The sequence below is a fragment of the Halomonas mongoliensis genome (assembly GCF_052496345.1).
Window position 1 is genome coordinate 2560225 of sequence record NZ_CP199288.1, and the last position, 25005, is coordinate 2585229.

A 25005-nucleotide genomic window follows, 5' to 3' on the forward strand; every position below is an offset into this window, starting at 1 on the left:
TGGCGGTGCTGCGGTCATGGCGTTGGCAGAGGCGGCATAGCCTAGCACGGCAGCTCCCCGAGCTCAGGCATCCTGCTGGCGGATCTGCTCGGCCTGGCTGGCCAGGTCGTCGGCCTCGAAGCCACCGAAGACGCTGGCGCCGGCCTCGGAGCCGCTGGCCAGGTGGCGCAGGCCGGTGAAGAGCTCGCGGCCCAGGCCCAGGTGATAGTGCTCCAGGTGCGGCTGGCCCAGCTCGCGCTGGGCCAGCTCATCGGCGGCGACCTTGACCTCGAGGGTGCCGGCGTTTGCGTCTAAGCGGATGATGTCGCCGTCGCGCAGCCGTGCCAGGGGGCCGCCATCCAGGGCCTCCGGGGTCATATGGATGGCCGCCGGCACCTTGCCGGAGGCGCCGGACATGCGCCCGTCGGTGACCAGTGCCACCCGGAAGCCGCGGTCCTGGAGCACGCCGAGGTAGGGGGTGAGCTTGTGCAGCTCCGGCATGCCGTTGGCCCTGGGCCCCTGGTAGCGCACCACCACCACCAGGTCGCGGTCCAGCTCGCCCGCCTCGAAGGCCGCCTTGAGCGCGTTCTGGTCCTCGAAGATCCGCGCCGGCGCCTCCACGACACGATGCTCTTCGGCTACCGCCGAGACCTTGATCACGCCGCGGCCCAGGTTGCCGTCCAGCACGGCAAGCCCGCCGGTGGGGGCGAAGGGATCGTGCACGCCGCGCAGCACGTCGGTGTCGAGGCTCTCGGTGGGCCCCTCCCGCCAGACGAGCCGGCCCTCCTCCAGGCAGGGCTCCCGGGTGTAGGCGGTGAGGTCGCTGCCGAACACCGTGGGAATATCGCCATGGATCAGGCCGGCGCCCAGCAGCTCGCGAATCAGCAGGCTCATGCCGCCGGCGGCATGGAAGTGGTTCACGTCGGCCTGGCCGTTGGGGTAGATGCGGGTCAGGCCGGGAGTCACCGCGGAGAGGGCGGTGAAGTCGTCCCAGGTAATGGTCAGCCCCGCCGCGGCGGCCATGGCCACCAGGTGGAGGGTGTGGTTGGTGGAGCCGCCGGAGGCGAGCAGACCCACCATAGCGTTGACGATGGCGCGCTCGTCGACCTGCCGATAGAAGGGGCGGTAGTCGCCGCCGGCCTCGGTATTGCGGATCGCCTGCTCGGCCGCATAGCGGGTCAGGGCCTCGCGCAGCGGGGTGCCCGGATTGACGAAGGAGGCGCCGGGCAGGTGCAGGCCCATGATCTCCATCATCAGCTGGTTGGAGTTGGCGGTGCCGTAGAAGGTGCAGGTGCCGGGGCTGTGGTAGGAAGCGGACTCGGCCTCGAGCAGCGCCTCGCGGCCCACCTTGCCCTCGGCATGGAGCTGGCGGATGCGCGCCTTTTCCCGGTTGGGCAGGCCGCTCTCCATGGGGCCGGCGGGCACGAAGAGCGCCGGCAGGTGGCCGAAGCGCGCCGCGCCGATAAAGAGCCCAGGCACGATCTTGTCGCAGACGCCCAGATAGAGGGCGGCATCGAACATGTTGTGGGAGAGCGCCACGGCGGTGGCCATGGCGATCACCTCCCGGGAGAAGAGCGACAGCTCCATGCCGGGCTGGCCCTGGGTGACGCCGTCGCACATGGCCGGCACGCCGCCGGCGAACTGCGCGGTGGAGCCCATGCTTCGGGCGGCGGCCTTGAGGATCGCCGGGTAGTCCTCCAGGGGCTGGTGAGCCGAGAGCATGTCGTTGTAGGCGGAGACGATGCCGAGGTTGGCCGAGTTCATCAGCTTCAGCGCCTGCTTCTCCTCGGCGCCGCAGGCGGCGAAGCCGTGGGCCAGGTTGCCGCAGGAGAGCTCGCCGCGATGCACCCCGCGCCGGTGCTGGGCCGCCATGCGCGCCTCGTAGAGGGCGCGGCGCTCGGCGGAGCGCTCGCGGATGCGGCGGGTGACGTCGGCAACGGTGGCATTGAGCGTGGGCATGGTGAGTCTCCAGCGTTTCGTGCGATGACGGCGCCGGGGCTAGAGCCCCAGCAGCTTGAGCAGCCAGCGGCGATAGGGCGGGTTGAGCAGCGAGACAGCGTTGCGTCGGGCCTGAATGAAGACGCTGCGCTCGTGGCTGAAGCGCCGAAAGCCCGCCTCGCCGTGATAGGCGCCCATGCCGCTTTCGCCCACGCCGCCGAAGGGCAGGGCGGGCACGGCGCTGTGCCAGAGGGTGTCGTTGAAGACCACGCCGCCGGAGCGGGTGGTCTCCAGCACCCGCCGGCGCCGCTCGGCATCGTCGGTGAAGGCGTAGAGGGCCAGGGGCCTGGGCCCGGCATTGACGTGGGCCAGGGCGGCGTCGAAGTCGCGCACGCCGACGATGGGTAGCCAGGGGCCGAAGATCTCCTCCTGCATGATGGCGAGCCCTTCGTTCGGGTCCACCACCAGCACGGGGGGCAGCTTGACGCCGCCATCGGGCAGCTCCCGGCGCTCGCCGAGCTCGATCACCCGGCAGCCGTGGTCCCGGGCCTCCTCCAGCATGGCGGTGAGGCGCGACTGCTGCCGCTCCCCCACCACGGCGCTGTAGTCGGCGCTGGTGCAGCCCTTCGGGTAGAAGTCTGCCACCGCGGCCTTTAGCGCCTCGACCAGCGCCGGCAGCCGTGCGCTCTCCACCAGCACGTGGTCCGGGGCGATGCAGGTCTGGCCGGCGTTGAGCCACTTGCCGAAGGCGATGCGCTCGGCGGCGCGGGTCAGGTCGGCGTCGTCGGCGACGATGGCCGGCGTCTTGCCGCCGAGCTCCAGGGTGACGGGGGTCAGGTTGGCGGCGGCGGCCCGTGCCACCTCGCGGCCGATGCGCCCGCCGCCGGTAAAAAGCAGGTGGTCGAAGGGAAGGGCGGCGAAGGCTTTCGCGACCCCCATGCCCCCCTCCACCACGCAGAGCTCCTCGGCGCTGAAGTAGCGTTCGGCCAGGCGTGCCATCAGGGCACTGGTGACCGGGGTGTGTTCGCTGGGCTTGATCAGCACCCGATTGCCGGCGGCCAGGGCGTCCACCGCCGGCAGCATGGCCAGGTTCCAGGGGTAGTTGAAGGGGGCGATGATGCCCACCACGCCAAGGGGCTGGCGATGGACCCGGGCGCGGCCGGGCTTGAGCCGCCAGGGCACGGCGGCGCGGCGCGGTCGCATCCAGCGGCGCAGGTGGCGCCGGGCGTGGCGGATCGCCTGCAGCACGGTGGCCACCTCGGCCAGCCGGCTCTCGGCCTCGGCCCGGTAGCCGAAGTCGGAGGCGATGGCCCGACTGATCTCGTCGCGGTGGCGGCGGGTCATGGTCGCCAGACGCGCGAGCCGGTCGCGACGTAGGGCCAGGTCGGGCCAGGGCTCGGCGGCGAAGGCGCGGCGCTGGGCATCGAAGCGGGCCTGAAGCGTCTGGACATGAGTCATGCAGCTCTCCCTGAGATGTACAAGGCTGGAAGCGGGTCTGGCACAATGACGCCGTTCCGCTATGGAATTATCAGCCCCCGGGAGCCGCCATGTCCAAGCTCATGCTGCAAGTGCTGCCTGCCATGGAGGCGGTGGCGGCCTCCGACTGGAACGCCCTGACGGGTGACGACTACCCCTTCCTGCGCCACGAGTTCCTGCACGCCCTGGAGGCCAGCGGCTCGGTGAGCCCCGCCACCGGCTGGGTGCCGCGCCACCTGACTCTCTGGCAGGGCGACCGCTTGGTGGGGACGATGCCCCACTATCACAAGCACCACTCCTTCGGGGAGTACGTCTTCGACTGGAGCTGGGCCGACGCCTGGGAGCGAGCCGGCGGGCGCTACTACCCCAAGGGGCTCACCGCGATCCCCTATACCCCCGTGCCCGGGCCGCGGCTGGCGCTGGCGGAGGGGGTCGACCCCCTGGAAGCCCGCCGGCTGCTGGCCACGGCCTGGGAGGGCGATGGCAAGCAGGGCCCGCTCTCCAGCTGGCACCTGCTGTTCGCCGAGGAAGCCGAGGTGGCCGACTGGCAGGCGGCACGCCCCGGGCTGCTGGCCCGCCACGGGGTGCAGTTCCAGTGGCGGGACGCCGGCTACGGCGACTTCGAGGGCTTCCTGGCCGCCATGACCGCCAAGCGGCGCAAGGCGATTCGCCGCGAGCGGCGCCTCGTCGCCGATCAGGGGCTGACCCTGCACCGCCTGGAGGGCGAGGCCATCGATGAAGAGGCTCTCGAGCACTTCTTTCGCTGCTACGAGATCACCTACCTGGAGCGCGGCCGCCACGGCTACCTGACGGCGGACTTCTTCCGCCGCTTGCGCGCCGCCATGCCGGAGAGCCTGCTGCTGGTGCAGGCGAGACTGGCGGGAAAGCCGGTGGCGGCGGCCCTCTGCCTGCAGGGCGCACGCACTCTCTATGGCCGCTACTGGGGCAGCGAGGTGGTGGCCGACTGTCTGCACTTCGAGGCCTGCTACTACCAGGGCATCGAGCACTGTCTGGCCCGGGGGCTCACCGCCTTCGACCCCGGCACCCAGGGGGAGCACAAGCTGACCCGAGGCTTCGCGCCGCGCCTGCTCACCTCCCTGCATCATATTGCCGATCCTCGCCTGAGAGATGCCGTGGCCCGCTTCTGCGCCGAGGAGCGCCCCCAGGTGCGGGCCTACTGCGCCGCCGCTGAGCAGGCGCTGCCCTTCAGGGCGTGAGCGGGCCCGGCGATGGTGGCATAATGCCTGCCATTCATTTTCTCGCGACGGACGCTGTTCATGCTCAAGTGGTTGGCCATCGTGCTGCTGGTCCTGCTCGCCCTGCTTCAGTATCGCCTGTGGCTTGGGGAGGGCGGGGTGCGCGACCTCGGTGAGGTGCGCGAGCGGGTCGCGGCCCTGGAGGCGGCCAACAAGCCCCTGCGCGACCGCAATGCCCGCCTGGCCGCCGAGGTGCTGGACCTCAAGACCGGCCTGGACGCCATCGAGGAGCGCGGGCGCAGCGACATCGGCATGGTGCGCGCCGACGAGCACTTCTTCTGGGTGCCTGGCGTGGCGGTGGAGGCGACCCCGGTGGTCAACCCCGCGCCGGCGATGGGCCTGGAGGCCAGCCGATGAGCGAGACGCTGTGGCTGGTGGTGCCGGCGGCGGGGCAGGGCCGGCGCATGGGCGCCGACCGCCCCAAGCAGTACCTGGAGCTCGACGGCCGCCCGGTGCTGGCCCACACCCTGGCGCGGCTCCACGCCGCCTTTCCCGGGGCGCGGCTCTGCCTCTGCCTGGACCCGGATGACGACCGCTTCGAACCGGCCTGGGTGCCCTTTGCCGAGTGGCGCCGGGTGACCGGTGGCGCCGAGCGGGTCGATTCGGTGGCCAACGCCCTGGCGGCCATCGCCGCCGAGGCCGGTGACGATGACCTGGTGCTGGTTCACGACGTGGCGCGTCCCTGCGTTACCGTGGCCGACCTGCAGCGCCTCCGCGCCGCCCTGACGGACGACCCGGTGGGGGGGCTGCTGGCCGCGCCGGTGGCCGACACCATGAAGCGCGACGACGGCGCCGAGCGGGTGGCGAGCACCGAACCCCGGGCCGGGCTCTGGCACGCCCTGACCCCCCAGGGGTTTCGCTTCGGCCTGCTGCGCCGGGCCCTGGCCGCCGCCCTGGAGGCCGGGGTGACGGTCACCGACGAGGCCTCGGCGGTGGAAGCCCTGGGCCTCGCCCCGCGGCTGGTCAGCGGGCGTCGCGACAACCTCAAGATTACCCATCCCGAGGACCTGGCCCTGGCCGGGCAGATCCTGGCCGCCCAGCGCGCTTGCGCTGCGGGCCGGGCGGTCTCCTCGGGCCAGCCCGAGAGTGCGCCCAGTGGCGCCACGGAGAGATGATGCGCATCGGCCACGGCTTTGACGTCCACCGCTTCGGCGACGGCGACCACCTGATGATCGGCGGCGTTGCCGTTCCCTTTCACCACGGCTTTATCGCCCACTCCGACGGCGACGTGCTGCTCCACGCCATCAGCGATGCCCTGCTGGGGGCCTGCGCCCTGGGCGATATCGGCCGTCACTTCCCCGACACCGATCCGGCCTGGAAGGGTGCCGACAGCCGCATGCTGCTGCGCCGCGTGGTGGCCCTGGTGCGGGAGGCCGGCTACCGGGTCGGCAACCTGGATGCCACCCTGATCGCCCAGGCGCCGAAGATGGCCCCCCATATCGCGGCAATGGCGGCCACTATCGCCGAGGACCTGGGCGTCGATGTCGGCGCGGTCAACGTCAAGGCCACCACCAGCGAGCGGCTGGGCTTTACCGGCCGCGGCGAGGGCATCGCCGCCGAGGCGGTGGCCCTGCTGCTGCCGGCAGAGAATGCCCATGGGTGAGGCGGCGATGGACAGCATCGCCTGGCCGCCGGCCTGGCCGCGGGTGCTCGATGCCGAGTTCGGGGCGCCGCCGGCCGGCGACTACCGGGCCCGCCCCGAGGATTTCCAGGTGGCCGAGGTGCTCGATTTCGCCCCGGAGGGGGAGGGCGAGCACCTCTGGCTGCATATCGAGAAGCGCGACCTGACCACCGCCATGGCGGTTCGCGAGCTGGCGCGGCTCTGCGAGGTCTCGCCCCGTGACGTGGGCTACTCCGGCATGAAGGACCGCGTGGCGGTGACCCGCCAGTGGCTCTCGGTGCAGCTGCCCGGCCGGGAGGCGCCGGCGGGGCTCACCGAGGCCCTGGCCGAGCGGGGCGTGCGCGTGCTCTCCGAGGCGCGCCACCCCCGCAAGCTCAAGCGCGGGGTGCATCGCGCCAACCGCTTCCGGCTGCGCCTCTCCGGTGCGGCGCTGGAGGACCCCGCCCTGGAGGCGCGCTGGCAGCGTCTGGTGGCGCAGGGGGTGGCCAACTATTTCGGCCCCCAGCGCTTCGGCCCCGACGGTCGCAACCTGCTGCGCGCCCGCTCCCTGCTGGCCCGTGGCTGGCGCAAGCGCGACGACCGCGACGGCATGCTGCTCTCGGCGGCGCGCAGCTTCCTGTTCAACGAGGGGCTGGCCGAGCGGGTCCGCGACGGCAGCTGGAATCGGCTGCTGCCGGGGGAGGTGACGATCCTCGACGGTACCGCCAGCCAGTTCACCCTGGAGGCGCCCGATGCCGAGCTCGAGGCCCGTGCCGCCCGTCTCGACCTGCACCCAAGCGGCGTGCTCTGGGGCGTCGGCCGCTCGGTAGCCGAAGGCGAGGCCAGGGCCCTGGAGGCGCGGCTGGCGGAGCGCTATCCGTCGCTCTGTGACGGACTGGAGCGGGCCGGGGTTCGCCTGGGGCGGCGCGCCCTGCGGCTGCGCCTCGGCGAGCCGCGCCTGACCCGGGGCGAGGGCGAGCTGTGGCTCGCCTTCAGCCTGCCCCGGGGCGCCTTCGCCACCGCCGTGCTGCGCGAACTGATTGCCCACCCCACCCTGTAAGGAGCCTGCGATGCGTCGACTACTGCTCTCCAATGACGATGGCGTGCACGCCCCGGGCCTGCGGGCGCTCTATGACGCCCTGTCGCCCCACGCGCGGCTGCGCGTGGTAGCCCCGGACCGCGACAAGAGCGGCGCCAGCAACTCCCTGACCCTGAGTCGTCCGCTGTCGCTCACCGACATGGACAACGGCTTCTACAGCGTCGACGGTACCCCGGCGGACTGCGTCTACCTGGGGGTCAACGGGGTCTGGGACGAGAAGCCCGACCTGGTGATTTCCGGCATCAACCATGGCGGCAACCTGGGCGACGACGTGCTCTACTCCGGCACCGTGGCCGCCGCCATGGAGGGGCGTAACCTGGGGATGCCGGCCATCGCCATGTCGCTGACGGGGTCGCGCCACTTCGATACCGCCGGCCGAGTGGCGGCCAGCCTGGTGGGCGCCGCCGACCAGCTCTCGCTGCCGCCGCGCAGCCTGCTCAACGTCAATGTGCCCGACCTGCCCTGGGACGAGATCCAGGGCTTCCGGGTCACCCGGCTTGGCTATCGAGGGCCGGCATCTCGCCCGCTGGAGGTGCGCGATCCTCGCGGGCGGGTGCGCTGGTGGATCGCCGCCGCCGGCGAGAACGCCGACGACGGACCCGACACCGACTTCGCCGCGGTCGAGGCGGGCTATGTTTCCATCACCCCGCTGCAGACCGACCTGACCCGGCAGGCGGCCATCGGCGACGTGCAGGGCTGGCTGGATGCTCTCACCTGAACGACTCACGGAGCTGGTGCGCGGGGTCGGCATGACCTCCCAGCGCACCCGGGATCGCATGGTGGCGAGGCTCGCCGAGCAGGGCATCCGCGATGCGCGGGTGCTGGCGACCCTGGCCAGCGAGCCGCGCCACCTCTTCCTCGACGAGGCGCTCGCCCACCGCGCCTACGAGGATACCTCCCTGCCCATCGGCCATGGCCAGACCCTCTCCCAGCCGTGGATGGTGGCGCGGATGACCGAGCTGGTGCTGGAGGAGGCGCCTGCGCGGGTGCTGGAGATCGGCACCGGCTCGGGCTACCAGACCCTGGTCCTGGCGCGGCTGGTGCCGGAACTCTGGAGCATCGAGCGGATCAATGCCCTGCACCGGCGTGCCACCGAGCGGCTGCGCCTGCTCGGGGCCCAGCAGGTTCACCTGAGGCTGGCCGACGGCGGCCACGGCTGGCCGGAAACGGCTCCCTTCGATGTCATCCTGCTCACCGCCTGTGCCGGCGAGCTGCCTGCTCCCCTGCTGGCCCAGCTGGCCGACGGCGGGGTGCTGATCACGCCGCTGGCGGATTCCCGGGGGCGCCAGTGGCTGACCCGGGTGCGCCGCCAGGGGGACCACTATGAACGGCAGCGGCTCGAGCCCGTGCGTTTCGTACCGCTGCTGGAAGGCGTCATTCGTTGAAAGGAGCTTGCGCTTGAAGCGTTACCCAGGAATCTTTCTCAGGGGCGCCGGGATGGGCGCCGCCGATGCGGTGCCCGGCGTCTCGGGGGGGACCATCGCCTTCGTGACCGGCATCTACGAGGAGCTGATCCACACCATCAAGCAGTTCGGCCCCAGCGCCTTCGTGGCCTGGCGCCGCGGCGGCCTGCCGCTGCTGATCGCCCACCTCAACCTGGGCTTCGTGATCCCGCTGCTGGCCGGCATCGCCGCCAGCCTGATCACGGTGGCGCACCTGGTGGTGTGGCTGATGGAAGACTACCCGCTGCTGCTCAACGGCTTCTTCTTCGGCCTGGTGGCGGCCTCGGCGCTGGTGGTCAGCCGCCACCCGCTGGACTGGCGCTGGTGGCACATCGCCCCGCTGGTGGCGGGGCTGGTGATGGCCCACTTCCTGCCCGCCCTGATGCCCCTGATCACCCTGCTCGGCAGTCAGGAGATCATGCTGGTGGTCGGGGGCGCCATCGCCATCAGCGCGCTGCTGCTGCCGGGGGTTTCGGGCAGTTTCCTGCTGCTGACCATGGGGCTCTATGGCACCGTGATGCAGGGCATCCGCAGCTTCGACCTGGGGCTCATCGCCATCTTCGGGCTGGGCTGCCTGATCGGCCTGTTCTTCTTCTCGCGGCTGCTCTCCTGGCTGCTGCACCGCTTCCATACCGGCACCCTGCAGCTCCTGGTGGGCTTTATCGTGGGGTCGCTGCCGGTACTCTGGCCCTGGCGTGAGCTGGTACGCTATCAGCTCGGCCCCGAAGGGCAGATGATTCCGCTGGACTACCGCTATCTCACCCCGAGCGACTTCGCCATGCTGACCGGCGAGCCGTCCCAGCTGACGGCAGTGGTGGCACTGATGCTGGCCGGGGCGGCCCTGGTGCTGCTGCTGGATCGCACGAGCCGACCGGCCGCTGCGAGCACGCCCCGCGGGGCGAACAAGGAGGATGCTTCCGATGCGTAAGGCAATGATGATTTCCGCGCTGGCCCTGGCCGTGGCCGGCTGTGCCGCCCAGCAGGGCGAGGCGCCCCAGGTGCAGGTGCGCGACCTCTCCACGAGCCGGGAGCAGTCTAGCGTTTCCCACTACACCGTGGAGCGGGGCGACACCCTCTACGGCATCGCCTGGCGCCACAACATGGACTACCGCGATCTGGCGCGCATCAACCGCATCGGCCCGCCCTACCAGATCCAGCCGGGTCAGCGCCTGGTGCTGGATCCGGATGGCCCGGCGCCCTCCCGGGATGACGGCGCCCCCGAGGTGGCCGCGAGCGGTGGCGTAGTGGCGACGCCTCTGGGCGGCGCCCGCCCCCACGCCGAGGAGAGCGGCAGCATGGAGTGGCTGCTGCCGGACGGCTCCGTCGAGCAGGGGCGCAGCTTCTCTGCCCAGCCCCTGGACGAGGCCGATGGCCCGAGCCAGGTCGCGCTGGAGAGCGCCGCGGAGGCGGCCGGCGGCACGGCCGCTCCGGGACCCATCCCTCGCCGCGACGCCGACGAGACGCCGGCGCGCGCGCCGGTCGTCGAGCCGGAGCCGGCCCGAGAGGTGGCGGCTGCCGAGCCGGCGCCCGCTCCCCAGCCGGAACCGGAATCGGAGCCGGAGCCCGCGCCGGCGGCCGCGCCGGAGCCGGAAGCCGGCACCGCGGTGGCGGGTGGCAGCCAGGCCCCGGACCGCTCCTCGCGCACCTATACACCGGTGGATGAGGTGAACTGGCGCTGGCCCGCCGACGGCGAGGTCGTGGGCCGCTTCGGCGAGGGCGGCAGCATCACCGCCGGGATTGATATCGCCGGGCAAAAGGGGCAACCTGTCAGAGCCGCCGGACCGGGCATCGTCGTCTACGCCGGCAGCGGGGTGCGGGGCTACGGCAACCTCATTCTGCTCAAGCACAACGACGAATACCTGAGCGCCTACGCCCACAATGACTCCCTGCGGGTCCGCGAGAATGACGTGGTCGAGGCCGGGGAGGTGATCGCCACCATGGGCGACAGCGACGCCGAAGACGTGCGGCTGCACTTCGAGGTGCGCAAGAATGGGCAGCCTCAGGACCCCCTGAACTACCTGCCGTCCCGCTGAGTGCTCGGTGGCCGGCGCACCGGCGGGGTGTCACACAATAATAATCATGAGCGCCGATGCTCTTCCCAGGGCGTCGGCGCCGGGACGCAACCACAGGGTAGCCATCGATGAGCATGCTTGAACGGGACCTTCAGGATGTGAATCTCGACACGCTCGAGGAGAAGGAAGACGAGAGTGTCGACGAGCTGGATGACGATCGCAGCGAGGTGGAGAGCAGCCGCGACGAAGAGGCCTTCGAGAAGGCGCTCAGTCGCGAGGATCGCTACAGCAATCACAGCCTAGACGCCACCCAGATCTACCTCAACGAGATCGGCTTCTCGCCGCTGCTGACCCCGGAAGAGGAGGTCTACTATGGCCGCCTCGCCCGCAAGGGGGATCCGGCCGGCCGCTCGAGGATGATCGAGTCCAACCTGCGCCTGGTGGTCAAGATCGCCAGGCGCTACCTCAACCGCGGCCTGTCGCTGCTCGACCTGATCGAAGAGGGCAACCTCGGCCTGATCCGTGCCGTGGAGAAGTTCGACCCCGAACGCGGCTTCCGCTTCTCCACCTACGCCACCTGGTGGATCCGCCAGACCATCGAGCGGGCCCTGATGAACCAGACCCGCACCATTCGCCTGCCCATCCACGTGGTCAAGGAGCTCAATATCTACCTGAGGGCGGCCCGGGAGCTGACCCAGAAGCTCGACCACGAGGCCACCGCCGAGGAGATCGCCGACTACCTCGACAAGCCGGTGGAGACCGTCAAGAAGATGATGGGGCTCAACGAGCGGATCTCCTCGGTGGACTACCCGGTGGGCGGCGACAGCGACAAGCCGCTGATCGAGACCCTGGCCGACGACAACGAGGTCGGCCCCGAGTCCTCCCTGCTCGACGGTGATATCAAGCAGCACGTCGACGACTGGCTCGCCGAGCTCACCGAGAAGCAGATGGAGGTGGTGGTGCGCCGCTTCGGGCTGCGCGGCCACGAGGCGGCCACCCTGGAGCAGGTGGGCGAGGAGATCGGCCTGACCCGGGAGCGGGTGCGGCAGATCCAGGTGGAGGCGCTCAAGAAGCTGCGCCGGGTGCTCGACAAGCAGGGGCTCTCGCTGGATTCCATCTTCGAATGAACCGCGCTTGCCGATTTCCTGCATGCTGCCCTGTCAGCCTGTGGGGGAAATCGGCCCGTACACAGGAACTGCCACGCCCATGCCTCGCCCGACCCCGACTCGCCTGACGCTCCGTCCGCTCGCTCTGCTGGTGGGGCTGGCCGTGGCCGGCTCCGCCCAGGCCACCGACCTCTGGACCGTGGCCCGGGATGCCCTGGAGAACGACGCCTCCCTGGCGGCGGCCCGTTCGGGCTTCTCCGCCGTGGAGGCGGGGCGCGACGTCCAGCGCGGCACCCTGCTGCCCCAGGTGAGCCTGGGGGGCAGCCTCAGCCATAGCCGCACCTACCAGAGCCAGTCCGGGGAGAGCCAGGCGGGCGGGGTGACGCAGCCGGGTAGCGGTGCCGGTGGCGACGATGACGTCAACAGCCTCGGCGTCAATCTCGACGCCAGCCAGGCCCTCTATGATCCGGCGCGGCGCGCCCAGCTCACCCAGGCGGAGCGCCGGGTCGACCGCGAAGCGCTGTCGCTTGCGGTGGCCGAGCAGCAGCTGCTGCTGGAGGTGGCCGAGGCCTACTTCGAGATCCTGCGCGCCCACGATATCCTCTCGGCGCGCCGCTCCCAGGAGACCGCCATCGAGCGCCAGCTGGAGCAGGCTCGGGAGCGCTTCGAGGTGGGCCTGATCGCCATCACCGAGGTGCACGAGGCCCAGGCCTCCTTCGACCTGGCCCGCGCCCAGCGGATCGCCGCCGAGAGTGCCATGCAGGTGAGCTTCGAGGCCCTGGAGCGCCTCACCGGCCAGCGCTACCAGAGCATCGACGGCCTGGCCGAGGAGATTCCCATCGCCCCGCCGGAGCCCGTGGACCGCGGCGACTGGGTCGAGCTCGCCATGGCCAACAGCCCCATGCTGCAGATGGCCGAGGCCGGCATCGAGGTGGCCCGCAGCGAGCTGGAGGTCTCCCGGGCCGGCCAGAAGCCCCGGCTGGAGGCCTTCGCCAGCTACGACTACTCGGATAACGACCGTAGCGGCGTCTCGGGCTACAACTCCGGCAGCCAGCTGGGGCTGCGTGCCAGCATGCCGCTCTATACCGGCGGCAGCACCCAGGCGCAGATTCGCCAGAGCGGCTTCGCCCTGGAGGTCTCCCAGTATGACTTCGAGGCCCAGCGGCGCGACACCGTCCAGCAGGTGCGCTCCCTGTTCACCCGGGTGACTAACGACGTGGAGACGGTGGAAGCCCGCGCCCAGGCCATCGTCTCCAACCGCAGCGCCCTGGAGGCGACCCGCTCGGGCTACGAGGTGGGCACCCGCAACATCGTCGACGTGCTCAACGCCGAGCGCAACCTGTTCAATGCCATCGCCGATCACGCCGAGGCGCGCTACGACTATGTGCTGGGCCTGCTGCGCCTGCAGCAGCAGGCGGGCCTGCTCGACGCCGCGTCGATCCAGGCGGTCAACGCCTGGCTTCAGGCGGAGAGCGCCGTCTCCCTGGAGCTGCCCGCCGTGGGTAACCAGGACCCGGTGATGAATATCGGGGCGCGCCCTCGGTCGCCTTCGTGATGTTGTCCTGATAAGCCGGTTTTTTACAGAGCTGCTTGCCAGAAACCACCAGTGATTTGGTGGTTTCTTTCATGAAAGAGCCGGCGTGGGCATGGATAATGCCATATCTGTCTCTGCCACTCTTCCAGGATCTGCCATGGCCCGGCCGCTGATCGCCGATATCGACCTCGACGCCCTGCGTCACAACTACCGTCTCGCCTGCTCCATGGCGCCGGACAGCCGCGCCGTTGCGGTGCTCAAGGCCGACGGCTACGGCCATGGTGCCGTGGCTTGTGCACGCGCCCTGGAGGATCTTGCCCCGGCCTTTGCGGTGGCCTGCATCGAGGAGGCGGTGACCCTGCGCGAGGCGGGCATCGCCACCCCCATCGTGCTGCTGGAGGGGATCTTCGAGGCCAGCGAGCTCGAGCAGGTGGAGGCGCTGGGCCTGTGGATGGCGGTGCACAGCGACTGGCAGCTGGAGGCGCTGCTGGCGCGCCGACCGGCCCGGCCGATTCCGGTGTGGCTCAAGGTAGACTCCGGCATGCACCGCCTGGGCTTCCCGCCGGAGCGGGCAGAAGCGGTATGGCGGCGGCTGAAAGCGGCTCCCGAACACGCCTGCGACCTGCAGCTGATGAGCCACTTCGCCACCGCGGATCTCACCGATACCGGCTACTTCACCCGACAGGTGGAGCGCCTGCGGGAGCTGGCAGAGCGCCTCGAGGCGCCGCTTTGCCTTGCCAACTCGCCGGCGACCCTGGCCCGACCCGAAGCCCGTGGCGCCTGGCACCGTCCGGGGGTGATGCTCTACGGCAGCGACCCGCTGGAGGCGGCCAGCGTGGAGAGCCAGCGCCTTGCGCCGGTGATGACCCTGCGCTCGGCGTTGATCGCCGTGCGCGAGCTGCCCGCCGGCGAGCCGGTGGGCTATGGCGGTCGCTGGGTCACCCCCCGGCCGTCGCGCATCGGCGTGGTGGCCTGTGGCTACGGCGACGGCTACGATCGCCACGCCGTGGACGGCACCCCGGTGCTGGTGGCGGGGCGGCGCGCGGCCGTTGCCGGCAAGGTCTCCATGGACATGATGACCGTGGATATCACCGATATCCCCGAGGCGCAGATCGGCAGCGAGGTGGTGCTCTGGGGCCGGGCCGCCAATGGCGAGCTGCTCGGGGTGGACGAGGTGGCCCGCCACTGCGACACCATCAGCTATACCCTGCTCACCGGGGTGCTGCCGAGGGTGCCGAGGCGGTATCATGGGGCGTCTTGAACGCGTCACAGGAACCACCATGTCAAGGGATGCCGACACCTCGTCCAGCTCCGCTGGGACCCCGCCAAGCTTCGCCCACCCCCGCTACTGGCCCGTCTGGGTGGCCATCGGTGCCATGTACCTGGCGGCCTGGCTGCCATGGCGGCTCAAGCTCTGGGTCGGCAAGCTGATCGGCCTGGCCGCCTGGCGCCTTGCCAGGCGCCGGCGGCATATCACCGAGACCAACCTGCGGCTCTGCTTCCCCGAGCTGGGTGACGACCAGCAGGCGCGTCTGGTCAGGGAGACCTTCGTCGCCAACGGCATCGGGATCATGGAGACCGCCACCGGCTGGTGCCGTGACCCGGAGCACCTGCGCCATCGGGTCACTTTCAAGGGCCAGGAGCATATGGCCCGGGTGCAGGCCGAGGGGAAGGGGGCGCTGGTGATCGGCGTGCACTTCTCGACCCTCGACCTGGGCGGCGCCCTGCACTCCCTCTTCTTTCCGGCCGACGTGGTCTATCGTCCCCACGACAACCCGCTCTTCGAGCGCTTCATGACCCGGGCGCGCAAGCGGATCTTTGGCACCGCCATCGACCGTCACGACCTGCGTGGCGTGGTGCGGCGCATCAAGGCCGGCCACCATGTCTGGTACTCCCCGGACCAGGACTTCGGCCGCGACGTCAGCGTCTTCGCCCCCTTCTTCGGCATCGAGGCGGCCAGCATCAAGCTCACCGCCAAGATCGCCAGGATGACCGGGGCGCCGGTGATGCCGCTGATGTTTCACCGCAACCCGGATAACCGCACCTACACCCTGGAGTACCTGCCGCCCCTGGAGAACTTCCCCAGCGGCGACGAGGTGGCCGATGCGGCGCGCATCAACGCCTTTATCGAAGGGGCGATCCGCAAGCACCCCGAGCAGTACCTGTGGCTGCACCGCCGCTTCAAGACCCGCCCCGAGGGGGAGCCCGGCCTCTACTGAGGGCGGGGATTACAGGCCGACACCAAGCGTAACTTGCCATTCTGTCGACCAGTGGCAAGGCTGTAGGGGGAGCGCGGGGCGCAGGCAGGCCCCGCTGGAACACCGGATATCCCCGGAAAAGGAGGTTCCCCATGCTTGGCAACGCCCTGCTGTTTCTGATCATCGCGATCATCGCCGGCGTTCTCGGCTTCACCGGCATCGCCGGGGTGGCTACCTCGATCGCCCAGATCCTCTTCGTACTCTTCCTGATCCTCTTCGTGGTGTCGCTGCTCTTCGGACGGCGATGACGCGCAAGTCCCCCCTGGCAGATGCCCACAGCAAAAAGGCCCCTCCATCCGGAGGGGCCTTTGCGCATGAGGGCTGAACGTCGACTCAGGCGTCGATACGCTTGTACTTCATGCGGTGCGGGGTGTCATCGCCCACGCGCTTCCTGTGGTCCGCCTCGTACTCGGCGTAGTTGCCCTCGAAGAACTCCACGTGGGAGTCCCCCTCGAAGGCCAGGATGTGGGTGGCGATGCGGTCGAGGAACCAGCGGTCGTGGGAGATCACCAGGGCGCAGCCGGGGAAGGCCAGCAGGGCTTCCTCCAGGGCGCGCAGGGTCTCGATGTCCAGGTCGTTGGAGGGCTCATCGAGCAGCAGCACGTTGGCGCCCTGCTTGAGAGTCTGGGCCAGCTGCAGGCGGCCGCGCTCACCGCCGGAGAGCTCGTTGAGGCGCTTCTGCTGGTCGTTGCCCTTGAAGTTGAAGCGACCCACGTAGGCCCGCGAGGAGACCTCGTAGCCGTTGATGTTGAGCATGTCCTGGCCGTCGGAGACCGCTTCCCACACCGTCTGCTTGTCGTCGAGGCCGTCGCGCAGCTGCTCCACGTAGGCGACATCGACGGTATCGCCGATCACCACCTCGCCGGTGTCGGGCTGCTCCTTGCCCGTGATCAGCTTGAACAGGGTCGACTTGCCCGCGCCGTTGCCGCCGACGATACCGATGATGGCACCCTTGGGCACGGTGAAGGAGAGGTCCTCGTAGAGCAGCTTGTCATCGAAGGCCTTGGAAACGCCGTGGAACTCGATGACCTTGTCGCCCAGGCGCGGACCGGGCGGAATGTAGATCTCGTTGGTCTCGTTGCGCTTCTGGAAGTCGCCGGACTGCATCTCCTCGAAGCGGTTGAGGCGCGCCTTGCTCTTGGCCTGGCGGCCCTTGGCGTTGGAGCGCACCCACTCCAGCTCCTGCTTGATGGCCTTGTTCTTCGAGGCCTCCTGCTTGGCCTCCCGGGCCAGGCGCTGCTCCTTGGCCTCGAGCCAGCCGGAGTAGTTGCCCTCGAAGGGGATGCCCTGGCCGCGGTCGAGCTCGAGGATCCAGCCGGCCACGTTGTCGAGGAAGTAGCGGTCGTGGGTGATCGCCACCACGGTGCCGCTGTAGTCGTGCAGGAAGCGCTCCAGCCAGGCCACCGACTCGGCGTCCAGGTGGTTGGTGGGCTCGTCGAGCAGCAGCATGTCGGGGCTGGAGAGCAGCAGGCGGCAGAGCGCCACCCGGCGCCGTTCGCCGCCGGAGAGGTGACCCACGCGGGCCTCCCAGGGCGGCAGGCGCAGGGCCTCGGCGGCCACCTCGAGCTTGCGCTCCAGGTTGTGGGCGTCGGCGGCCTCGATGATGTTCTCCAGGCGCGCCTGCTCGCTGGCCAGGGCGTCGAAGTCGGCGTCCGGCTCGGCGTAGGCGGCATAGACGGCGTCGAGCTTCTCCTGGGCCTCCTTGATGGCGCCCAGCGCTTCCTCGACGGTCTCGCGGACGTTCTTGTCGTCGTCGAGCTCCGGCTCCTGAGGCAGGTAGCCGACGTTGATGCCCGGCATGGGGCGCGCCTCGCCCTCGAACTCGTTGTCGACCCCGGCCATGATGCGCAGCAGGGTCGACTTGCCCGAGCCATTGAGACCCAGCACGCCGATCTTGGCACCCGGGAAGAAGGAGAGGGAGATATCCTTGAGGATCTGCTTCTTGGGGGGCACGACCTTGCCCACCCGGTTCATGGTGAAGACGTATTGCGCCATGGGAACCCGTCGGTTGGAGGATTTTCAGTGGCCACGATGATAGTGGCCACTGCAGGCAAAGGCCAGCCGGGGCCCTACTCCTCTTCGTCGATGGCCCAGTCATCCTCGATGGCGCGGCGCAGCCGGCGCTCCTCGAGCAGCGCTTCGACGCGGCGTCGAGCGCGCAGGGTATCGGCACGGTTGGTGCGGGGACGGGAGTACTCCTCGTCATTCACCGCTTCGGAAAAGTCTGCCTCGTCATCGAGGCTCGGTTCGAGAAGGTGTTCACGGCCCATGCGACGTCCTCCCATGGCCAGGGGTCGACTGCCGTCGACGCATCACGCAATCGCTTCTCGTCCGCTGTGACCACCGGGGGCGGAACCCGAAGCGCCCAGGCAGCAACGGAGCTGCCTGGGCGCTATATATCGTCACCGGCGCAGAAGCACAAGCCCCCTGCGACAGTTTTTCTCACCGCTCGGCTCTGGCGGTCTCACTCCACGCCATAGTGGGCCTTGAGGCGCTCGAGCTCCAGCTGGGCTTCCACCCGCTCGGTGACATCCTTCTGCACGCCGATGTAGTAGGTGAGGTTATCGTCGTCGTCATGCACCGGCGTGATGGAGAGCTCGTTCCAGAACAGGGTGCCGTCCTTGCGGTAGTTGCGTAGCACGGTGCGGCAGGGGCGCCCCTCGTCGATGGCCTGGCGGATGGTGGCCAGCCCCTCCTGATCGCGGTCCTCGTTCTGCAGGAAACGACAATCCTGATAGAGGATCTCGTCGGCGCTGTAGCCGGTCAGACGCTCGAAGCCCTTGTTCACGTAGATCAGGATATTCTCGTCGCCTTCCTGCTCGGCGACCACGATGCCGTCCTCCGAGGCATCGACGATGCGCTCGAGCAGGTCCGGGCTGATCAGGGGAGATCGTTTCATTCTGGGCGTTCCTGTCGCGGATCCAGTCCTGGTCGCCCTGTCGGGCGACATGGGTGCTGCTTGGTTCATTACATCATGGCCAGGCGGCCAGCGGATTTCAACGCGGCGATCCGCCTATTCCACCTCGGGCAGGCGGCTGGCGCTGGCCGCCGCGGCCAGCGCCATCAGCGCCAGCGCCACCATCAGCGCCGCGCTGCCCAGCCACTGGGCGAGGGCGCCTACGGCGCCACCCACCGCCAGCATCAGCACCCCGGTAATGGTGTTGGAGAGCGCCACATAGAGGGCGCGCTTGTCGCTGCCGGCCATGTCGACGATATAGGTCTTGCGGCCCAGGCGCACGCCGGAGTGGATGATCACCAGCAGCGCATAGACGATCGCATAGGGCCACACGGTCTGGCTCCAGGCCCCGGGCAGCCAGGCGATGGCGGCGGCCAGCAGGCAGCAGGCCGCCGCCCCGAGGCCGGCATCGCGCATCACCCGGCGGCTGGAGACGTCGGCGCGCTTGCCCCACACCGGGCTCGCCACCATGCCGGCAAGCCCCGAGACCACGATCAGCACCCCGAGGCCGCCAAGCTCGGTGCCGCTCTGCTGCTGGCCGAGCAGCGCCACATAGGGCAGCGCCAGGGCGCTGGCCAGCAGCAGGGCCCGGGAGAGGTTGAAGTGCAGGAAGCCGCGATCCTCGCGCAGCAGGCGCAGGCCCAGCTTGATGCTGTCCCAGGCGTTCTCGCCGCCCTCCACGGCGCCGGGGGTCTCCGCAATGCGCGCCGCGCAGAGGGCGTTGAGGGCCCAGCCCAGGGCGGCGATGCCAAGCAGCACCGCCAGGGCCAGCTCCCCCGGACGGTCGCCGAAGAGCATCAGCACGGCACCGGCGGCCAGGGTCACGGCGCCGGCCACGCTGCCGCTCCAGCCCATCAGGGTGCCGCGGCGCTGCTTGCTGATGGTCTTGCCGAGCACGTCCTTGGTGGCCACCGAGGAGAGGCCCCGGGCGAGCGACAGCGCCACCAGCACCAGGAGCACCAGGCCGCCGCCGACGCCGCCCGAGCCGAACAGCGCCAGCAGGGCGAGCAGGGCCGCGGCCGCCGCCTGGAGCAGCCCGCCCGCCACCCAGACCCACTTGCGCTCGGGCCTCAAGCGAATGAAGCCCGCCACGAAGAGCTGGGGGAGCAGGGCGCCGGCCTCGCGGATCGGTACCAGCAGGCCCACCATCCAGAGCGGGGCGCCGATCACCCCCATCAGCCAGGGCAGCACCAGCCGAGCGCTGGAGAGCTCGTCGGCCAGCTTGTTGCCGAGCGATGCCAGAAGGTGCAGGAAGAAATTGCGCGGCTGCTCGTCGCAGGCTTCGTCCGGGATGTCCTTGCACATCCGGCTGTCCTCGTCGCCGGTCAGCCACTCGTAGAGGCGGGACTGGCTGATCTCGGGTGCGGCCATGGGGGCTCCTCGCTGCTAGCATGATCGGCTCATATTGTCGCGACAGGGAGGCCGCCGTGTCACCTATTCGAATCAACTACTACAAGCGCTGCTCGAGGCCATCGCCATGACCCGGGACGGTCAGGCGATGCTCTACGGCCTCGGCGCCGTGGCGCTCTGGTCCACCGTGGCCACCGCCTTCAAGGTGGCGCTGGGCTACATGTCGCCGCTCGAGCTGATGTGGCTCGCTTCCCTGGTCTCCTGGGCGCTGATCGGTGCCCTGGTCATGCGCCAGGGGCTCGCCGGCCAGGCGCTGCGCCACGGCTGGCGCACCGCGGCCTGGGCGGGGCTGATGAACCCGGTGGCCTACTACCTGCTGCTGTTCGGCGCCTATGACCGCCTGCCGGGGCAGGAGGCCATGGCGCTCAACTACACCTGGGCGCTGGCCATGGCCTTCCTGGCGGTGCCGCTGCTCGGCCAGCGGCTGACCCGAATGGACGTTGTGGCCGGGATGGTCGCCTACGGCGGGGTTTGGGTGATCGCCACCCGCGGGGCGGTGCTGGACGTGGCCTTCGCCGACCCCCTGGGGGTCGCCATGGCGCTCGCCTCGACCCTGATCTGGGCGCTCTACTGGCTGCTCAACGCCCGGGACCATCGCCCGCCGCTGGTGGCCCAGTGGCAGAACTTCAGCGTCGGGGTGCCGGTGCTCACGGCGCTGCTGCTGGCCGGGCCAGGCCTGCAGTGGCACGGCTGGCTGGGGCTCTCTGCAGGCGTCTACGTGGGGCTCTTCGAGATGGGCGTTGCCTTCGTGCTCTGGCAGCTCGCCGTGCACCGGGTATCGCGCACGGCGAAGGTCTCCAATCTGATCTTCCTCTCGCCGCCGGTGTCGCTGCTGCTGCTCTTCCTGGTAGTGGGGGAGCCGATCCTTCCCTCGACCCTGATCGGCCTGGTCCTGATCCTCGGCGGCCTGGCCCTGCAGCAGTGGCAGAAGGCGCCGGCCCCGGTCAGCCAGCCCTGAACGGCGCCGCGCCCGGCGTCACTCCTGGGCGGCCAGCCTCAGATTGCTCTCCTCCAGCAGGGCGGCGAGCTCGGGCCAGACGTTCTCGAGAATGAGCGGCTGGGCCTCGGCGGTGGGGTGGATGCCGTCGCGCTGCATCAGGTGCTCTTCGAGGGCCACGCCCTCCAGCAGGAAGGGCACCAGGGGCAGGTCGTACTCGTCGGCCAGGCGGTGGTAGACCCCGGTGAAGGCGTCGCGATAGGCCTGGCCGTAGTTGGGCGGGATGTCGATGCCCAGCAGCAGCACCCGGGCCGCGGCCTCCTGGCTCGCCTCGATCATGCGCCGCATGTTGCCCTCGAATTGGCTCGGGGGCAGGCCGCGCAGGCCGTCGTTGCCGCCCAGTTCGAGCAGAACGATGTCCGGAGCGTGCTGTCCGAGAAGCTCGGGCAGCCGGCTTGCCCCGCCGCCGGAGGTCTCGCCACTGATGCTGGCGTTGACCACCCGCGCCTTTCCGTCGAGGCGCGCTTCCAGCAGACTGACCCAGCCCTCGTCGGCCTCGATGCCGTAGGCCGCGCTCAGGCTGTCGCCCATCACCAGCAGGGTGGGGCGCTCCTCGGCCTGGACGGCCGTCGCCGCCAGCGCCAGGAACAGGAGCAGCAGCAGGGTGGTGAATCGACGCAACGCACTCTCAGGGAATCCCTTCAACATGAACGATACCTCTCGCATGGACATGACGCCGATTCTACACGCCGAGCACCTGACCAAGCAGGTAAGGAGCGGCGACCGGCAGCTCACCATTCTGAGTGACCTGGCCCTCTCGGTGTTCCCCGGCGAGACGGTGGCGATCCTCGGTCAGAGCGGCGCGGGCAAGTCGACCCTGCTGGGGCTGCTGGCGGGGCTCGACCTGCCGAGCAGCGGGGCTCTCGAGATGTTCGGCCAGTCCCTGGCGGCCCTGGACGAGGATGGCCGGGCCCGCCTGCGCGCCGGCCGGGTAGGCTTCGTGTTCCAGAACTTCCAGCTGCTGCCGACCCTCACCGCCCTGGAGAACGTGATGCTGCCCCTGGAGCTCTCGCCCCAGGCCGGCACCGAGGCCAGGGCCCGGGAGTGGCTCGAGCGGGTGGGACTGGGCGAGCGCCTGGACCACCTGCCCAAGCAGCTCTCCGGCGGCGAGCAGCAGCGGGTCGCCCTGGCCCGGGCCTTCGTCACCGGCGCCGAGCTGGTGTTCGCCGACGAGCCCACCGGCAACCTCGACCCGGATACCGGCGAGCGCATCATCGAGGCCCTCTTTGCGCTCAACCGCGAGGCGGGCACCACCCTGGTGCTGGTCACCCACGACCACGCCCTGGCGCGGCGCTGCGACCGCTGCCTGCGCCTGGGCCACGGTCGCCTGGAGGCGCTAGAGCTCGACGAGGTGAGCGCATGAGCCTGACCGCCCTGCGCCTGGCGCGCTTCTCGGCCCGGGGGCTCACTCGCGACCTGCGTGCCCCCGACGTGCGGGCCCTCTTCGTGGCGCTCGCCCTGGCGGTGGCCGCCTCCACCATGATCGGCTTCTTCCTCGACCGCCTGGACCGCGGCCTGACCCGCCAGGCGAGCCAGATCCTGGGTGGTGACCTGGTGCTGGAGCAGGGTCGCCCCTTCGAGGCGGAGCTTCGCCAGACCCTGGAGGAGGCCGGCCTGGTGCTCAGCGACCAGGTGGGCATGGTCTCCATGGTCAGCCTGGAGGATGCCTTCCAGCCGGCCAGCCTCAAGGCGGTGGATCGCCGCTATCCGCTCTACGGCAGCGTCACGGTCGACCTGGGCGACGGGCCTGAGGTGCTGGCGCGGGGGCCGGCCCCGGGGGAGGCCTGGCTGGCGCCGCGCCTGGCGGTGTTGCTCGACGCCGAGCTCGGCGATCGGGTGCGCGTCGGGGAGCTCGAGCTGAGCGTGGCGGGGCTGATCGAGCGGGAGCCCGATCAGTCCGGCGGCTTTGCCAACTTCAACCCGCGCCTGATGCTGCATATCGACGACCTGGCGGCGACCCAGCTGGTACAGCCGGGCTCCCGGGTCTCCCATGAGTTGCTCGCCGCCGGGCCGCCGGACATCATCGACGACCTCTCCCCGCTGCTCGCCGAGCTGCGCCGTGACGGCGTGGAGGTGCGCGACGTGCGCCGGGATCGCCCTCAGCTCGGCAACGCCCTGGAGCGCGCCGAACGCTACCTGAGCCTGGCCGGGCTCGCCGCCGTGCTGCTGGCCGGGGTGGCGGTGGCCATGGCCACCCGGCGCTACGTGGACCGCCACCTGGACACGGCGGCGCTGATGCGCTGCTTCGGCGCCACCCAGCGCGAGCTGATCCGCGTCTTCAGCCTGCAGCTCCTGTGGCTGGCGCTGGCCGCCTCGGCGGTGGGGGCGCTGCTGGGGCTCGCCGGCCAGGCGGCGCTCTTGGCCCTGCTCACCGCCATCCTGCCCATGGAGCTGCCCCCGCCCGGCGTGATGCCGCTGTGGCTCGGCGCGCTGACCGCCCTGGCGGTGCTGGCGGGATTCGCCGGCCCGACCCTGCTGCGCCTGAAGAAGGTGAGCGCCCTCAAGGTGCTGCGCCGGGAGCTCGACCCCCTGCCGGCCTCGGCCTGGGCGGTGGTGGCAGTGGCTAGCGCCGTCTTCGGTGCCCTGCTGTGGCTCTACTCCGGGGATCTCGGCCTCTCGGTCGGGCTGCTGCTGGGCGGGCTCATCATGCTGGTGGTGCTCTGGGGGCTCGGCTCCCTGCTGCTCGGCGGCGTGCTGCGTCTGGCCTCCCGGCTGCCCCGTCGTGGCGGCGACGACCTCACCCAGGCGCTGCGCCTGGGCGGGGCCCAGCTGGCCCGGCGGCGCACCGCGAGCCTCGGCCAGCTGCTGGCCTTCTCGGTCACCTTCTTCGCCATGGCGATGATCGCCCTGGTGCGCGGCGACCTGCTGACCACCTGGGAGGCCCAGCTGCCGGAGGACACCCCCAACTACTTCGCCATCAATATCCAGCCCCACGAGCGCGAGGGTTTCGAGGCGGCCCTGGGCGACGCCGCGGACGCCCGCAGCGCCCTCTACCCCATGGTGCGCGGGCGCATCACCGCCATCAACGACATGGCCCCCCGGGACGCCGTGCCCCCGGACGCCCGGGGCGACAACACCCTGCGCCGGGAGCTCAACCTCACCTGGCGGGAGACCCTGCCCGAGGGCAACCGCCTGGTGGCGGGGCAGTGGTTCGATGACCTGGAGGGTGCCGAGCCCGGCGGCTGGCTGGGCGAGGTGGCCGCGGAGCCTGCCCAGGCGCGGGTGCCGATCTCGGTGGAGGATGGGCTGGTGGAACGCTTCGGCCTGGCGCTGGGCGATACCCTGACCTTCACCATCGGCGGCCAGGAGATCGTCGGCGAGATCGCGAGCCTGCGCGACCTGGACTGGGACAGCTTCCGGCCCAACTTCTTCGTGATCTTCCCGCCGGGGGTGCTGGAGGGCTTCGGCCACAGCTACATCACCGCCTTCCACCTGGATGCCGAGGAGCGCGAGGTGCAGCGGGGCCTGGTCCGGGACTTCCCTGGGGTGACCCTGCTCAACGTCGACGCCATCCTCGCCCAGGTGCGCGACCTGCTGACTCAGGTGACCCGCGCCGTGGAGCTGGTGCTCGGCTTCGTGCTGCTGGCCGGCGTCAGCGTGCTCTATGCGGCGCTGACCGCCAGCCGTCCGGTGCGCGCCCACGAGAGCGGCCTGCTGCGGGTCTTCGGCGCCGGCAACCGCATGCTCTCCCGGGTGCAAGGGGCGGAGTTCGCCATCCTGGGGTTTGCCAGCGGCCTGATGGGGGCGCTGCTGGCTGAGCTTGCCACCGCGGCCCTCTACCTGGCCTGGCTCGACCTGACGCCGCGCCTGCACGGCTGGCTCTGGCTGGCGCTACCCCTGGGCGGGGCGCTCTTGGTCGGCGTCATCGGCCACCTGCTCTCCCGCGGCCTGCGCCGCCAGGCCCCGGCGGCGAGCCTGGGCCTGTTGGGCGAGACCTGAGAG

General features: G+C 70.4%; 24 protein-coding genes. 17 read left to right on the top strand and 7 right to left on the bottom strand.

What is annotated here, in order from left to right; all coding sequences use genetic code 11:
• Positions 1-63 precede the first annotated feature (63 nt).
• Together edd and ACRYRV_RS12065 are read right to left on the bottom strand one after the other, a co-directional pair.
• The gene (gene edd / locus ACRYRV_RS12060) at positions 64-1938 is read right to left on the bottom strand and encodes a phosphogluconate dehydratase (protein WP_444984997.1); all 1875 of its coding nucleotides are present in this window, start codon (positions 1936-1938) and stop codon (positions 64-66) included.
• A 39-nt stretch (positions 1939-1977) separates the two neighbouring features.
• Positions 1978-3375: a coniferyl aldehyde dehydrogenase gene (locus ACRYRV_RS12065; RefSeq protein WP_444984996.1), complete on the bottom strand. Its 1398-nt coding sequence runs from the start codon at positions 3373-3375 to the stop codon at positions 1978-1980.
• An 89-nt stretch (positions 3376-3464) separates the two neighbouring features.
• On the opposite strand from ACRYRV_RS12065, the gene ACRYRV_RS12070 reads away from it, so the two are divergent.
• From ACRYRV_RS12070 to ACRYRV_RS12135, 14 genes are all read left to right on the top strand, one after another.
• Positions 3465-4610 (top strand): GNAT family N-acetyltransferase, encoded by a 1146-nt coding sequence (locus ACRYRV_RS12070; RefSeq protein WP_444984995.1) that lies wholly within the window; start codon positions 3465-3467, stop codon positions 4608-4610.
• 60 nt (positions 4611-4670) lie between these two features.
• Positions 4671-5006 carry a cell division protein FtsB gene (gene ftsB, locus ACRYRV_RS12075; protein ID WP_309635398.1) on the top strand — a complete coding sequence of 112 codons (336 nt, stop codon included), beginning with the start codon at positions 4671-4673 and terminating at the stop codon, positions 5004-5006.
• Positions 5003-5764, top strand: a complete 762-nt coding sequence (gene ispD, locus ACRYRV_RS12080) for a 2-C-methyl-D-erythritol 4-phosphate cytidylyltransferase (RefSeq protein ID WP_309635399.1) — start codon at positions 5003-5005, stop codon at positions 5762-5764. The genes ftsB and ispD overlap by 4 nt, the downstream gene beginning before the upstream one ends.
• Positions 5764-6252 (top strand): 2-C-methyl-D-erythritol 2,4-cyclodiphosphate synthase, encoded by a 489-nt coding sequence (gene ispF, locus ACRYRV_RS12085; protein ID WP_309635400.1) that lies wholly within the window; start codon positions 5764-5766, stop codon positions 6250-6252. The genes ispD and ispF overlap by 1 nt, the downstream gene beginning before the upstream one ends.
• Positions 6245-7309 carry a tRNA pseudouridine(13) synthase TruD gene (gene truD / locus ACRYRV_RS12090; protein WP_444984994.1) on the top strand — a complete coding sequence of 355 codons (1065 nt, stop codon included), beginning with the start codon at positions 6245-6247 and terminating at the stop codon, positions 7307-7309. Before ispF ends, truD begins: the two co-directional genes overlap by 8 nt.
• 10 nt (positions 7310-7319) lie before the next feature.
• Complete coding sequence (gene surE, locus ACRYRV_RS12095; RefSeq protein WP_309635402.1) at positions 7320-8066, top strand: 5'/3'-nucleotidase SurE; 747 nt, start codon at positions 7320-7322, stop codon at positions 8064-8066.
• Positions 8053-8733 (top strand): protein-L-isoaspartate(D-aspartate) O-methyltransferase, encoded by a 681-nt coding sequence (locus ACRYRV_RS12100; protein ID WP_309635403.1) that lies wholly within the window; start codon positions 8053-8055, stop codon positions 8731-8733. The genes surE and ACRYRV_RS12100 overlap by 14 nt, the downstream gene beginning before the upstream one ends.
• 13 nt (positions 8734-8746) lie before the next feature.
• Positions 8747-9718: a DUF368 domain-containing protein gene (locus ACRYRV_RS12105; protein WP_309635404.1), complete on the top strand. Its 972-nt coding sequence runs from the start codon at positions 8747-8749 to the stop codon at positions 9716-9718.
• Positions 9711-10823: a peptidoglycan DD-metalloendopeptidase family protein gene (locus ACRYRV_RS12110; RefSeq protein WP_444984993.1), complete on the top strand. Its 1113-nt coding sequence runs from the start codon at positions 9711-9713 to the stop codon at positions 10821-10823. The genes ACRYRV_RS12105 and ACRYRV_RS12110 overlap by 8 nt, the downstream gene beginning before the upstream one ends.
• A gap of 113 nt (positions 10824-10936) precedes the next feature.
• Entirely contained in the window at positions 10937-11929 is a 993-nt protein-coding gene (gene rpoS / locus ACRYRV_RS12115) for an RNA polymerase sigma factor RpoS (RefSeq protein ID WP_374710982.1), read from the top strand.
• A gap of 79 nt (positions 11930-12008) precedes the next feature.
• On the top strand, positions 12009-13463 hold the full coding sequence (locus ACRYRV_RS12120; RefSeq protein WP_444984992.1) for a TolC family outer membrane protein: 1455 nt from the start codon (positions 12009-12011) through the stop codon (positions 13461-13463).
• A gap of 136 nt (positions 13464-13599) precedes the next feature.
• The gene (gene alr / locus ACRYRV_RS12125; protein WP_444984991.1) at positions 13600-14703 is read left to right on the top strand and encodes an alanine racemase; all 1104 of its coding nucleotides are present in this window, start codon (positions 13600-13602) and stop codon (positions 14701-14703) included.
• Between the two features lie 19 nt (positions 14704-14722).
• Positions 14723-15661 carry an LpxL/LpxP family Kdo(2)-lipid IV(A) lauroyl/palmitoleoyl acyltransferase gene (lpxL, locus tag ACRYRV_RS12130; RefSeq protein ID WP_309635409.1) on the top strand — a complete coding sequence of 313 codons (939 nt, stop codon included), beginning with the start codon at positions 14723-14725 and terminating at the stop codon, positions 15659-15661.
• 131 nt (positions 15662-15792) lie between these two features.
• Complete coding sequence (locus ACRYRV_RS12135) at positions 15793-15948, top strand: DUF1328 domain-containing protein (protein WP_119021816.1); 156 nt, start codon at positions 15793-15795, stop codon at positions 15946-15948.
• 85 nt (positions 15949-16033) lie between these two features.
• Here ACRYRV_RS12135 and ettA read toward each other — a convergent pair whose 3' ends face one another.
• From ettA to ACRYRV_RS12155, 4 genes are all read right to left on the bottom strand, one after another.
• Complete coding sequence (gene ettA / locus ACRYRV_RS12140) at positions 16034-17695, bottom strand: energy-dependent translational throttle protein EttA (protein WP_444984990.1); 1662 nt, start codon at positions 17693-17695, stop codon at positions 16034-16036.
• Between the two features lie 74 nt (positions 17696-17769).
• Positions 17770-17970 (bottom strand): PA3496 family putative envelope integrity protein, encoded by a 201-nt coding sequence (locus ACRYRV_RS12145; RefSeq protein WP_253444679.1) that lies wholly within the window; start codon positions 17968-17970, stop codon positions 17770-17772.
• A 194-nt stretch (positions 17971-18164) separates the two neighbouring features.
• The gene (locus ACRYRV_RS12150) at positions 18165-18599 is read right to left on the bottom strand and encodes a PAS domain-containing protein (protein ID WP_444984989.1); all 435 of its coding nucleotides are present in this window, start codon (positions 18597-18599) and stop codon (positions 18165-18167) included.
• A 114-nt stretch (positions 18600-18713) separates the two neighbouring features.
• Positions 18714-20027 carry an MFS transporter gene (locus ACRYRV_RS12155; protein ID WP_444984988.1) on the bottom strand — a complete coding sequence of 438 codons (1314 nt, stop codon included), beginning with the start codon at positions 20025-20027 and terminating at the stop codon, positions 18714-18716.
• Between the two features lie 106 nt (positions 20028-20133).
• Between ACRYRV_RS12155 and ACRYRV_RS12160 the strand changes: the two genes are divergently transcribed.
• Positions 20134-21024, top strand: a complete 891-nt coding sequence (locus ACRYRV_RS12160) for a DMT family transporter (protein WP_444986290.1) — start codon at positions 20134-20136, stop codon at positions 21022-21024.
• 18 nt (positions 21025-21042) lie between these two features.
• On the opposite strand, the gene ACRYRV_RS12165 is transcribed toward ACRYRV_RS12160, so the two are convergent.
• Positions 21043-21711, bottom strand: coding sequence for an arylesterase (locus tag ACRYRV_RS12165; protein WP_444984986.1), 669 nt, complete (start codon positions 21709-21711; stop codon positions 21043-21045).
• Here ACRYRV_RS12165 and ACRYRV_RS12170 point away from each other — a divergent pair.
• The gene (locus tag ACRYRV_RS12170; RefSeq protein WP_444984985.1) at positions 21710-22426 is read left to right on the top strand and encodes an ABC transporter ATP-binding protein; all 717 of its coding nucleotides are present in this window, start codon (positions 21710-21712) and stop codon (positions 22424-22426) included. The genes ACRYRV_RS12165 and ACRYRV_RS12170 overlap by 2 nt on opposite strands.
• Positions 22423-25002, top strand: coding sequence for an ABC transporter permease (locus ACRYRV_RS12175; protein ID WP_444984984.1), 2580 nt, complete (start codon positions 22423-22425; stop codon positions 25000-25002). Before ACRYRV_RS12170 ends, ACRYRV_RS12175 begins: the two co-directional genes overlap by 4 nt.
• Positions 25003-25005 lie beyond the last annotated feature (3 nt).

What these genes read in the sequence shown, in the direction of transcription:
- ACRYRV_RS12160 (WP_444986290.1), top strand. Translation starts at nt 20,134, where the DNA reads ATGACCCGGGACGGTCAGGCGATGCTCTACGGCCTCGGCGCCGTGGCG.
- ACRYRV_RS12135 (WP_119021816.1), top strand. Translation starts at nt 15,793, where the DNA reads ATGCTTGGCAACGCCCTGCTGTTTCTGATCATCGCGATCATCGCCGGC.
- ACRYRV_RS12145 (WP_253444679.1), bottom strand. Translation starts at nt 17,970, where the DNA reads ATGGGCCGTGAACACCTTCTCGAACCGAGCCTCGATGACGAGGCAGAC.
- truD (WP_444984994.1), top strand. Translation starts at nt 6,245, where the DNA reads ATGGGTGAGGCGGCGATGGACAGCATCGCCTGGCCGCCGGCCTGGCCG.
- rpoS (WP_374710982.1), top strand. Translation starts at nt 10,937, where the DNA reads ATGCTTGAACGGGACCTTCAGGATGTGAATCTCGACACGCTCGAGGAG.
- lpxL (WP_309635409.1), top strand. Translation starts at nt 14,723, where the DNA reads ATGTCAAGGGATGCCGACACCTCGTCCAGCTCCGCTGGGACCCCGCCA.
- ACRYRV_RS12165 (WP_444984986.1), bottom strand. Translation starts at nt 21,711, where the DNA reads ATGTTGAAGGGATTCCCTGAGAGTGCGTTGCGTCGATTCACCACCCTG.
- ACRYRV_RS12110 (WP_444984993.1), top strand. Translation starts at nt 9,711, where the DNA reads ATGCGTAAGGCAATGATGATTTCCGCGCTGGCCCTGGCCGTGGCCGGC.
- ACRYRV_RS12155 (WP_444984988.1), bottom strand. Translation starts at nt 20,027, where the DNA reads ATGGCCGCACCCGAGATCAGCCAGTCCCGCCTCTACGAGTGGCTGACC.
- ACRYRV_RS12100 (WP_309635403.1), top strand. Translation starts at nt 8,053, where the DNA reads ATGCTCTCACCTGAACGACTCACGGAGCTGGTGCGCGGGGTCGGCATG.
- ispF (WP_309635400.1), top strand. Translation starts at nt 5,764, where the DNA reads ATGCGCATCGGCCACGGCTTTGACGTCCACCGCTTCGGCGACGGCGAC.
- ispD (WP_309635399.1), top strand. Translation starts at nt 5,003, where the DNA reads ATGAGCGAGACGCTGTGGCTGGTGGTGCCGGCGGCGGGGCAGGGCCGG.
- surE (WP_309635402.1), top strand. Translation starts at nt 7,320, where the DNA reads ATGCGTCGACTACTGCTCTCCAATGACGATGGCGTGCACGCCCCGGGC.
- ftsB (WP_309635398.1), top strand. Translation starts at nt 4,671, where the DNA reads ATGCTCAAGTGGTTGGCCATCGTGCTGCTGGTCCTGCTCGCCCTGCTT.
- alr (WP_444984991.1), top strand. Translation starts at nt 13,600, where the DNA reads ATGGCCCGGCCGCTGATCGCCGATATCGACCTCGACGCCCTGCGTCAC.
- ettA (WP_444984990.1), bottom strand. Translation starts at nt 17,695, where the DNA reads ATGGCGCAATACGTCTTCACCATGAACCGGGTGGGCAAGGTCGTGCCC.
- edd (WP_444984997.1), bottom strand. Translation starts at nt 1,938, where the DNA reads ATGCCCACGCTCAATGCCACCGTTGCCGACGTCACCCGCCGCATCCGC.
- ACRYRV_RS12175 (WP_444984984.1), top strand. Translation starts at nt 22,423, where the DNA reads ATGAGCCTGACCGCCCTGCGCCTGGCGCGCTTCTCGGCCCGGGGGCTC.
- ACRYRV_RS12150 (WP_444984989.1), bottom strand. Translation starts at nt 18,599, where the DNA reads ATGAAACGATCTCCCCTGATCAGCCCGGACCTGCTCGAGCGCATCGTC.
- ACRYRV_RS12120 (WP_444984992.1), top strand. Translation starts at nt 12,009, where the DNA reads ATGCCTCGCCCGACCCCGACTCGCCTGACGCTCCGTCCGCTCGCTCTG.
- ACRYRV_RS12170 (WP_444984985.1), top strand. Translation starts at nt 21,710, where the DNA reads ATGAACGATACCTCTCGCATGGACATGACGCCGATTCTACACGCCGAG.
- ACRYRV_RS12070 (WP_444984995.1), top strand. Translation starts at nt 3,465, where the DNA reads ATGTCCAAGCTCATGCTGCAAGTGCTGCCTGCCATGGAGGCGGTGGCG.
- ACRYRV_RS12065 (WP_444984996.1), bottom strand. Translation starts at nt 3,375, where the DNA reads ATGACTCATGTCCAGACGCTTCAGGCCCGCTTCGATGCCCAGCGCCGC.